Origin of the sequence: Azospirillum sp. TSO5, from assembly GCF_003116065.1 — a bacterium.
Taxonomy (GTDB): Bacteria; Pseudomonadota; Alphaproteobacteria; order Azospirillales; family Azospirillaceae; genus Azospirillum.
This window is the reverse complement of the sequence record NZ_LGQY01000097.1, coordinates 20,985-30,991: the sequence shown is the minus strand read 5'-3', so window position 1 is coordinate 30,991 and position 10,007 is coordinate 20,985. Positions and strand designations below refer to the sequence as shown.

The 10,007-nt window shown below is 68.8% G+C and carries 10 protein-coding genes; 3 read left to right on the top strand and 7 right to left on the bottom strand.

Going from position 1 to position 10,007, the window contains the following annotated elements:
* The 7 genes from TSO5_RS22910 to TSO5_RS22880 form a co-directional block, all read right to left on the bottom strand.
* The coding region (locus TSO5_RS22910) for a methyl-accepting chemotaxis protein (RefSeq protein ID WP_109153790.1) at positions 1-2,225 on the bottom strand (2,225 nt) is incomplete at its 3' end.
* Between the two features lie 70 nt (positions 2,226-2,295).
* Positions 2,296-2,838, bottom strand: coding sequence for a chemotaxis protein CheW (locus TSO5_RS22905; RefSeq protein ID WP_109153789.1), 543 nt, complete (start codon positions 2,836-2,838; stop codon positions 2,296-2,298).
* A 9-nt stretch (positions 2,839-2,847) separates the two neighbouring features.
* Complete coding sequence (locus tag TSO5_RS22900; protein ID WP_109153788.1) at positions 2,848-5,166, bottom strand: chemotaxis protein CheA; 2,319 nt, start codon at positions 5,164-5,166, stop codon at positions 2,848-2,850.
* A 34-nt stretch (positions 5,167-5,200) separates the two neighbouring features.
* Positions 5,201-5,566, bottom strand: coding sequence for a response regulator (locus TSO5_RS22895; protein WP_199230985.1), 366 nt, complete (start codon positions 5,564-5,566; stop codon positions 5,201-5,203).
* Complete coding sequence (locus TSO5_RS22890) at positions 5,563-5,877, bottom strand: STAS domain-containing protein (protein ID WP_109153786.1); 315 nt, start codon at positions 5,875-5,877, stop codon at positions 5,563-5,565. Before TSO5_RS22890 ends, TSO5_RS22895 begins: the two co-directional genes overlap by 4 nt.
* 184 nt (positions 5,878-6,061) lie before the next feature.
* On the bottom strand, positions 6,062-6,553 hold the full coding sequence (locus tag TSO5_RS22885) for an RNA pyrophosphohydrolase (RefSeq protein WP_109153785.1): 492 nt from the start codon (positions 6,551-6,553) through the stop codon (positions 6,062-6,064).
* 20 nt (positions 6,554-6,573) lie between these two features.
* Positions 6,574-7,317: a sulfite exporter TauE/SafE family protein gene (locus TSO5_RS22880; RefSeq protein WP_109153784.1), complete on the bottom strand. Its 744-nt coding sequence runs from the start codon at positions 7,315-7,317 to the stop codon at positions 6,574-6,576.
* 166 nt (positions 7,318-7,483) lie between these two features.
* Between TSO5_RS22880 and TSO5_RS22875 the strand changes: the two genes are divergently transcribed.
* The 3 genes from TSO5_RS22875 to rsfS all read left to right on the top strand — a co-directional run bounded on the left by TSO5_RS22875 (position 7,484) and on the right by rsfS (position 9,973).
* Positions 7,484-8,758, top strand: a complete 1,275-nt coding sequence (locus tag TSO5_RS22875) for a glutamate-5-semialdehyde dehydrogenase (protein ID WP_109153783.1) — start codon at positions 7,484-7,486, stop codon at positions 8,756-8,758.
* 142 nt (positions 8,759-8,900) lie between these two features.
* Complete coding sequence (locus tag TSO5_RS22870; protein ID WP_109153782.1) at positions 8,901-9,530, top strand: nicotinate-nucleotide adenylyltransferase; 630 nt, start codon at positions 8,901-8,903, stop codon at positions 9,528-9,530.
* A complete protein-coding gene (gene rsfS / locus TSO5_RS22865) occupies positions 9,527-9,973 on the top strand; it encodes a ribosome silencing factor (protein WP_014248611.1) in 447 nt (148 codons plus the stop codon). The genes TSO5_RS22870 and rsfS overlap by 4 nt, the downstream gene beginning before the upstream one ends.
* Positions 9,974-10,007 lie beyond the last annotated feature (34 nt).

The window sequence follows — 10,007 nt, the reverse complement described above, 5'->3', positions numbered from 1 at the left end:
TTCGACGCCTGGGCGGAGCGCTGGGCGAGCTGCCGCACCTCCTGCGCCACCACGGCGAAGCCGCGCCCGGCGTCGCCGGCGCGCGCCGCCTCCACCGCCGCGTTCAAGGCCAGCAGGTTGGTCTGGAAGGCGATCTCGTCGATCACCCCGATGATGTCGGAGATCTTCTGCGACGACTGCTCGATCCGCCGCATCGCCTCCACCGCGCTGGTCGCCACCTCGCCACCGCGCGAGGCCGCGCCGCGGGCCTCGGTGGCATAGCCGTTGACCTGCTGGGCGTTGTCGGCGTTGGAGCGCACCGTGGCGGCGAGCTGTTCCATGCTGGCCGCGGTCTCCTCCAGCGAGGAGGCCTGCTGCTCGGTCCGTTCCGACAGGTCCAGGCTGCCTTCCGCCACCTCGCGGCTGGCGACGGCGATGGAGCCGGCGGCCTGATCGATGCGCTGAACGATCTCCGACAGACGGGCGACCGTGCCGTTGAAATCGTCCTTCAGCCGCTGGAACACGCCTTCATACTGCTTGTCGATGCGGCGGGTCAGGTCACCCTGCGACAGCGCCTCCAGCACCGAGGCGAGTTCCTCGGTGACGCCGGCGATGTTCTCCGAAAGCCGGTTGATGCCCTCGCTGACCAGCCGGAAGAATCCGGTCTTGCCGTCCAGTTCGATGCGGTGGGTGAAGTCGCCGCGCACGGCATTCTCCACCATCGCGCCGATCTCCGCCTCGATCGCCAGCTCCTCGGTCAGGTCGCGCCATTCGATGACGGTGCCGAGCCGTTCGCCCTGGCGGCTGACCACCGGGTTGGCGATGACCTGGAAGCTGCGGCCGCCGGTCTTGGCCCAGCCGCGGTGGGTCTGGGTCAGGTCGGCCAGCAGGCGGCGCTGGTGGCCGGGGTCGCGGTGGAAGACGTCGAAGTTGCGGCCGACCAGCGTGTTGGCGTCGAAGCCGGGCAGGGACACGCGCAGGTCCGCCTCGGCATGGCGGAACATGGCCATGATCGAATCGTTGGCATAGAGGATGCGGCCGTCGACGTCCGCCATCATGATGTTGGCCGACACCCGTTCCAGCGCGATGCGGGAGCGCAGGGCCTCCACCGCCTCGTCCTTGAAGGCGGCGACGGCGCGGGCCATGTCGCCCAGCTCGTCCTGCTGGCCGGTGTGGGGGACGCTGACCGACAGCTTGCCTTCGGTCAGGTCGGCCATCACCCGGCGGATGCCGGTGACCGGCCCGATGATCGAGGCGGCGATGCGGTTGGCGGCGACGATGCCGATCACCAGCGACAGCAGCCCAAGACCCAGTGTCAGGCGGATGGTGAAGGTGGCCTCGGTCCCGGCCTCTTCCTCGGTCAGCTTGGCGCTGGCGGCGATGGAGGCGACGATGCCGTCGATGGCGCGGTTGATCGCGGTGGCGGCGGCGGCGAGGTCGTCGGTCAGCCGCTTCGCCTCGTCGTTGGCGGCCATCGCGTCGCGGAAGGCGGCACGGTAATCGGCGGCGCGGGTGTCGATCTCGCGCAGGGCCGCCAGCAGGTCGCCATTGCTGCGGACCACCGACGACAGCCGGGCGATGCTTTCGCTCATCGCCTTGCCCACCGCCTCGACCTGCGCCGCGGCCTCGGCGTCACGCAGGCCGATGGCGCGGTTGGCCTGGAAGCGGGTCATCAGCCAGCGGTTCTCCACCTCCTGCGCGCCGAAGGCGAAGTCCTTGTCGCCCGACGTCTCGGAGGCGGACACCATGTCCTCCAGCCGCTTGGTCACCTGGGCGCCCAGCGGGTCCATGCGCTCGTGCAGCAGGCGGTCGGCCCGTTCGCGCACGGCGCGCACAGCCTCGAACCGCTGATGGTAGCCGGTGTGCAGGCTGCTCAGTTCGGCGAAGGCGGCGGCCTGAGGCGAGGCCTTCAACTTGGCCTGCCGCGCCGCCATCGCCTGGTCGAACTCGCCGCGCAGGACGCGCAGCCGGTCCAGCGCCTCGGTCGAGCCGATGTTGATGTACTCGCGGGTCTGCAGCCGTTCGGCGGCCAGACGGCTTTCCAGATCCTTGGCGAAGACGGCGAGGTCGCCCGACGCGATGACGCCGTCGACGCGGCGGTTCAGCCCATTCAGCCCGTAGATGCCGGTGCCGGACTGGGCGGCGATCAGCACCAGCAGCAGGCCGAAGGCCAGCCACAGCCGCTTGGCGATGCGCATGTTGCTGAGGAAGGTGCCGGCTTTGGCGATCGTACCGTCGGTGGCCATCGGTGACGTTCCCTCTTTTTATTGCTTTTCGTTGCGGCTTGCCTGCCGGGGGCTCGGCAGCCTGCTGCGGTCAGGTGGTTTCCAGGGCGGCGCGGGGGATGGCGTCCTGGTCGACATGCTCGCCCGCGAACAGCTTGCCCACGTTCAGCAGGGTCACCATGCGGTTCTCGGCGGTGTAGAGGCCGCTGAGATATTCGGCGTCGATCAGCCCGCTGTCGACGTCGGGCGGCGGCTTGATGGCGTCATGGCCGATGGCCAGGATGTCGGAAATCGCGTCGACCAGGATGCCGCGCGTGCGCTCGCCCACCTGCATCACCACCACGACATGGCGCTTCGTCACCTGGGTCAGGCCGCCGCCGAAGCGGGCGCGCAGGTCGAAGATCGGAATGATGATGCCGCGCAGGTTGATGACGCCGCGGACATAGTCGGGCAGGTTCGGCAGGCGGCTTTCCGGTGTCCAGCCGCGGATTTCACGCACGGCCAGGATGTTGACGCCATATTCCTCGCTGCCGACCGTGAAGGTGACGTATTGCTCCTCGATCCCGTTCGCGGCGCCGGCGGACTGGAGATCGGTGCGGGAGCTGACGGGGGCGATTGCGGTGGAACTGCTCATCGCTGGGCCTCAAACCGTTTGGCGTTGACGCTGATCGGACCTGTCCGCCGGGGCGGGCAGGGACGGGGGATTGGAAGGGTTCGAGGTGCCGCCCGCCATGCCGGCGGCCTCTCCGCCGGTGCCGTGGCGGCTCATTTCGCGCAGGCCCGCCACGTCCAGGATCAGGGCGACCCGGCCGTCGCCCAGGATGGTTGCGGCGGCGACGCCGTCCAGCCGGCGGAAGTTGGCTTCCAGGCTCTTGATGACGACCTGCTGCTGGCCCAGCACCTCGTCCACCACCAGGCCGAGGCGGGAGCCATCCTCCGTCTCCACCAGAACGACCAGCCCCTTGGTGGCGTCGTCGATGGCCTTGGGGATGCCGAACAGCCGGTGCAGGTGGACCAGCCGGACATATTCGCCGCGCGCCATCATGACGTCGCACTTGTTGACCAGCCCATGCAGGTCGGCAGGCTTCGGCCGCAGGCTTTCCACTATGTTGGTCAGCGGCAGGACGAAGCGCTCCTCCCCCACTGAGATCACCATGCCGTCCAGCACCGCCAGCGTCAGCGGCAGCGACAGGACGAAGCGCGAGCCCTCGCCCGGCGTCGAATAGACGCCGATGCGCCCGCCCAGGCTGGAGATGTTCCGCCGGACCACGTCCATGCCGACGCCGCGGCCGGACAGGTTGGACACCTGGTCGGCGGTGGAGAAGCCGGGCAGGAAGATCAGGTGGTCGATCTCCTCGTCCGACAGGGTGGCTCCGGGCTGGACCAGCCCCTTCTCGATGGCCTTGGACAGCACCTTGGCGCGGTTGATGCCGCGGCCGTCGTCGGTCACCTCGATCACGATGCGGCCGGACCGGTGGGCGGCCGACAGATGCACGGTGCCGGCCCGCGGCTTGCCGGTGCGCTCCCGCTCCTCCGGGCCTTCCAGCCCATGGTCGATGGAGTTGCGGATCATGTGGGTCAGCGGATCGACGAGGTTCTCCACCACCGTCTTGTCGACCTCCGTCGTCTCGCCCGAGGTGACCAGCATCACCTCCTTGCCGGTGACGGCGGCGCATTCGCGCACCAGCCGCGGCATGCGCGAGAAGACGCTGGAAACCGGCTGGGCGCGGATCGACATCACGCTTTCGCGCAGTTCGCGGGTGTGCTGGGCGAGGCCTTCCAGCCCTTCCAGCAGTTCCTGGAACTGGCCCGGCGGCAGGTCGCGCAGATGCTCGGCGATCATCGCCTGGGTGATGACCATCTCGCCGACCATGTTGACCAGCCGGTCGATCTTGTCGAGGTCGACGCGGATGGTATGGGTGGTCGGCCCGGTATGGTCGCCGCCGCCCGTGCCGCCAGCACCGCCATTGGGGCGCTTGGCGCCGTCGCCGGGCTTCGCCGAACCGGAGGTGGTGGCGGCCGGGGTGGTCGGCGGAGCCGCGGGGGCGGCCGGTTCCGGCAGGTTGGCGGTGGCCGGAACGGGGGCCGCTTGAGGGACTGGGGCGGGTTCCGCCGGCGCAATGATCGCGGGCGGCGGCGCTTCGGCGCTGATGCGGATGTCGCAGTCGTCGGCGACGAATTCGAACACGTCGTCGATCTGGGCGCGGTCGACCTGCGGGTCGGCCAGCAGCGTCACCGTCCAGGACAGGTGCAGCAACTCGGCGTCGAGGTCGCGCAGAGACGGCAGCTGGTCCAGATGGCAGACCACCTCCGCCTCGCCCAGCCGGCGCAGGGCGCGCAGCATGTAGGTCGGCTCGTTGCCCGACAGCAGCAGTTCGGCCTTCGGGCGGAAGACGATGGTCCAGCGGACCTTGCCCTCCGGGACCGGGCCGGAGGGGACGGGGAGCGGCTGATCGTCGCGGGCGGCCTGGATGGCGGCCAGGGCGTCGCCGAAGATGCCGGCCTCGTCATCCTCGTCGTCGGGATAGACCGTGGCGGGTGGCGGCGCTGCGGGCGCCTTCTCCGCAGGCGCGTCGGCCTTGCCCAGGAAGCGGCGCAGGGCGGCCACGGTGTCGTCGGTGGTGCCGGCCGGCGCCTCCGTCTCGTCGGAGGCATGGGACAGCAGGCGCGCCAGCAGGTCGTTGGCGCGGATCAGCGTGTCGACCAGTTCGGTGGTTACGGGGATCTCGGCGTTGCGCACGCCGTCCATCACCGTTTCGAATTCATGGGCGAAGGCGACGAGATCGTTGAATCCGAAGGCGCCGCCGCCGCCCTTGATCGAATGGACGGCGCGGAAGATCGCGTTCACCTCGTCCATGTCGACTTCGCCGGGGGCGAGGCGCAGCAGCCCGGCCTCGGCGACGGCCAGCAATTCGGCGCTTTCGTCGAAGTAGGTCTGCTTGAAGCGGCTGAGATCGTCCACGGCTGTCGCCCTCCCTGAATCTGACGGCTTGCGGTCAGCCGCAGACCTTCTGCACCACCGACACCAGCTTGTCGGGGTTGAAGGGCTTCACGATCCAGCCGGTGGCGCCGGCGGCGCGGCCCTCGGCCTTCTTGCTCTCGTCCGCTTCGGTGGTCAGCATCAGGATCGGCAGGGTGCGGTGGGCCGGGATGGCGCGCAGCTTGCGGATCAGGGTCAGCCCGTCCATCACCGGCATGTTCAGGTCGGTGATGACCAGATCGACCTTGGTGGCGGCGATGGCGCTCATCGCCTGCTGGCCGTCGGCGGCCTCCACCACCTCATAACCGGCGCCGCGCAGGGTGAAGGACACCATGTCGCGCATGGTTCGCGAGTCGTCCACCGTCATCACTTTCTTCTTCACGCACGCCTCCACTGCTTCAGCCAGCCGGCCAGCCCCAGATCCTCGCAGGCATCGGCGAGGACCTCCGACGGGCGCAGAATGGCGAAGGAATTTCCCTGTTCCGCCGCATCGCGGGCGGCAACGACCAGCGCCTGGACGCAGGCGACGCTGATGCGTTCCACCGCGTCCGCCTGGACGCTGATGTCCACCGACGCCTTGAAGGCGGCGCGCAGGCTGTCGAGCAGAGGTTGCGCCATGGGCAAATCGAGGTCGCTCGGCAGGCCCAGGCGAACGCGCCCGTCATCCTCCTCCGTCCACTTGATCAGCGACACGCCACCCCTCCGTCCAATGCCGGCCCGCTCCTGCGCACTCCGGTTGCAGGAGGGACGTTGCCAGAAGGCGTCTCAAGGATTCGTTAAGCGGACGTGGTGGATGGACCGGGCATCGTTGGGAAGTTGGGGATAACCGCAGTCAAAATTGGGACATGCCGCCGGGATCGGTGCAGGGGAATGCGGATCAGCCCTTTGCCCGTGCGATCAGCGGACGGAATTCCGCCAGCACCGATTCGTAGACTGGCCGCTTGAAGGCGACGATCAGGCCCGGCAGCTCTTCGGCGTCGATCCATTTCCAGGCGTCGAATTCCGGATGATCGGTGTCCAGCCGGATGTCGGTCTCGGTTCCCGTGAAACGGGCCAGCATCCACATCTGCTCCTGCCCGCGCCAGCGGCCCTTCCACACCTTTCCCAGCAGGTCGTCGGGCAGGTCGTAACGGTGGGGGGCTGCGGTCATGGCGATGAACTCCGCCTTCGCGGTGCCGATCTCCTCCTCCAACTCGCGGAAGGCGGCGCTGCGGGCGTCCTCGCCGTCGTCGACGCCGCCCTGCGGCATCTGCCAGTCGCCCTCCGACCCGGAGCGCCTGGCGACGAACACCTCGCCGCGGTCGTTCAGCAGCATGATGCCGACGCAGGGGCGGTAGGGCAGCGCGTCACGGACGATGGGGGCGGTCATGCCGGGGGACTCCGTTGGGATCAGGTCTTGGTGATGAAGAAATAGACGGTCATGCCGGCTCCCACCAGGATCACCATCTTGCGCAGGACCGGCGGCGGGATGTGGCGGGCGACCGACGCGCCGGCATAACCGCCGGCCATGGCGGCGACCAGCATGATCAGCGCTTCCGGCCAATAGACCGCCCCGCCGGCGACGAAGGCCGCCACCGCGACGGCGTTCAGGCAGCCGGAGACCAGCGACTTCAGCCCGTTCATGGCGTGCAGGTCGGTCAGACCGAAGACGCCGAGCGTCGCCAGGATCAGGATGCCGATGCCGCCGCCGAAATAGCCGCCATAGACCGCGATCAGGAACTGCACGCTCAGCACCGTACCGTGACCGATGGTGACGTTGCGTCGCACCCAGGCCGACGCGGTCGGGCCGATGGCGAACAGCAGCGTGGCGAACAGCAGAAGCCACGGCACGATGACCTCGAAGGTCTTCTGCGGCGTCCACAGCAGCAGCAGGGCGCCCAGCAGTCCGCCGACGAGGCTGATGCCGAGGAAGGAGGGCAGGTGGATGTCGCGGATGCGGCCCAGCTCCCGCCGATAGCCGAAGGCGCTGGCCAGCGCGCCGGGCGACACCGCGACCGTGCTGGTGGCGTTGGCGTTCAGCGGCGGCACCCCGGCCAGGATCAGCGCCGGAAAGGTCAGGAAGCTGCCGCCCCCGGCCACGGCGTTCAGCACGCCGGCGAAGAAAGCGGAGACGATCAGCAGCAGCGTCAGCATGTCACCCTACCCGAAACCTGTCCCGGCACTGCGGATGCCGCGTTGCGTTTTGCACACGCCCGCCCATACCGCAACGCCGAAGTCCCACAACCGCGCGGCTTTCGCAACCCCGAACAATTCGTTAAGGTCGTCGTCCCTTCAACGGATAGAGTGTCTGGAGACCTCCATGTCCGCCCTGCTCGACACCACCGACGCCCTGCACGACCAGATGCTGACCCTCGGCCGCGCCGCGCGCGCCGCCGCGGCCGCGCTGGCGACCGTGCCAGGACCGTCGAAGGACCGGGCGCTGAGGGCGGCGGCGGCGGCCATCCGCGCCCGCGCGGCCGAGATCAAGGCTGCCAACGCCGAGGACATGGCGAGCGCCCGCGACCTGTCCGGCCCCATGCGCGAACGGCTGATGCTGGACGACACGCGCATCGAGGCGATGGCCAAGGGCCTGGAGGACATCGCCGACTTCCCCGATCCCATCGGTGGCGTGCTGGCGGAATGGACGCGGCCCAACGGCCTGCGCATCCAGCGTGTCCGCGTGCCGCTGGGCGTCGTCGGCATCATCTATGAAAGCCGGCCGAATGTGACGGCGGATGCCGGCGGCATCTGCCTGAAGTCGGGCAACGCCGCCATCCTGCGCGGCGGGTCGGAGAGCATCCGCTCGTCCCGCGCCATCGCCGACTGCCTGGTTCAGGGGCTGCGCGAAGCGGGGCTGCCGGAAGCGGCGATCCAACTGGTGCCGACCACCGATCGCGCCGCCGTCGGCCACATGCTGACGATGCGCGACTACATCGACGTCATCATCCCGCGCGGCGGCAAGTCGCTGATCCAGCGCATCGCCGACGAGAGCCGGGTGCCGGTCATCAAGCATCTGGACGGCAACTGCCATGTCTATGTCGATGCCGGCGCCGACCTGGAAAAGGCGCGCAAGGTGGTGCTGAACGCCAAGATGCGCCGCACTTCCATCTGCGGCGCCGCCGAGACGCTGCTGGTCGACCGCGCCATCGCCGACACCGCGCTGCCGCTTCTGGTGAAGGATTTGCTGGATGCCGGCTGTGCCGTGCGCGGCGACGCGACGGCCCAGGCGGTCGATCCGCGGGTGACGGCGGTGGCGCCGGAGGATTGGGACACCGAGTATCTCGACGCCATCATCGCCTGCGGCGTGGTGGACGGGGTGGATGCGGCAATCGACCACATCAACGCCCACAGCTCCCACCACACCGAATCGATCCTGACCGAGGATCCGGCGGCGGCGGAGCGGTTCCTGTCGCGGGTGGACAGCGGCATCGTGCTGTGGAACGCCTCGACACAGTTCGCCGACGGCGGCGAGTTCGGCATGGGGGCGGAGATCGGCATCTCCACCGACAAGTTCCACGCCCGCGGCCCGGTGGGTGCCGAGCAGTTGACCAGCTACAAGTATGTCGTGCGCGGCGATGGCCAGACGCGGCCTTAAGACCGACACCCCTCCCTCCCGTGGAACCCTCTCCCCCCCGGGGAGAGGGCAGGGTGAGGGGGTTCCGTCTGCCGGACGATCCACGAAGCGTGTCCCCCTCACCCAACCCTCTCCCCGGGGGGGAGAGGGTAAGCGCTCCGGGTTGAAGTCCGGATTCCAAAAGGCCCCTCACCTCTATTCCGGCCCGCTCTATGCCGGCCTCACCGTCGGCATCCTCGGCGGGTCGTTCAACCCGGCCCATGCCGGGCACCGGCACATCAGCCTGTTCGCGCTGAAGGCGCTCGGGCTCGACCGTGTCTGGTGGATGGTCAGCCCGCAGAACCCGCTGAAGTCGGCGTCCGGCATGGCTTCGCTGTCCGACCGGATGGCGGAGGCGCGGGCGGTCGCCGCCCATCCGCGGATCGAGGTGACGGCGATCGAGACCGCGCTCGACACCCGCTACACCGCCGATACGCTGGCCAAGCTTCAGCGCCGCTTCCCGAAAACCCGCTTCGTTTGGTTGATGGGGGCGGACAATTTGCGACAAATTCCGCGCTGGAAGCATTGGAATCGAATCTTCGACTCGGTGGCCGTTGCGGTTTTCGCCCGCCCCACCTATTCTCTTAGTGCGTTGAGCGGCAAGGCCGCCCAACGCTACACCCGTCGGCGGGTGTCGGTGTCGGGGGTCAAAGGGCTGGCGCGCCGCAGGCGGCCGGCCTGGGCGTTCTTACGCAACCCCTTGCACCCGGCCTCGGCGACGGCGATCCGGCAGGCACGGGCCGCCGGGTCGTGAAACCGTTGCAAGAGGTTGGAGCCATCACCACGCACACCGAAACGGCCGCGACCGCTCCGCGGCCAGCCGCCGTTCCCCAGATCCTGGAACCGCAGGACCTGAAGGCGCTCATTCAGGCGTCGCTCGACGCCGATCAGGCGGATGACGTCACCGTCATCGATCTCGCCGGGAAAACCACCTTCGCCGATTACATGATCGTGGCGTCGGGCCGCAACACGCGGCACATCGCCGCCATGGCGATGAAGCTGGCCGAAAAGCTGAAGCAGGCCGGCGTCCGCGGCGTCGAGATGGAAGGCATGGCCCAGTGCGACTGGGTTCTGGTCGATGCCGGCGACGTGATCGTTCACCTGTTCAAGCCGGAAGTCCGGACCTTCTACAACATCGAAAAGATGTGGGGTCTGGAACTGCCGACGCCGTCGGGCACGGCGCGGCTGAGCGCCTGACGGGCCAAGGGCGGAAACGAGAGCGGAACGAGGG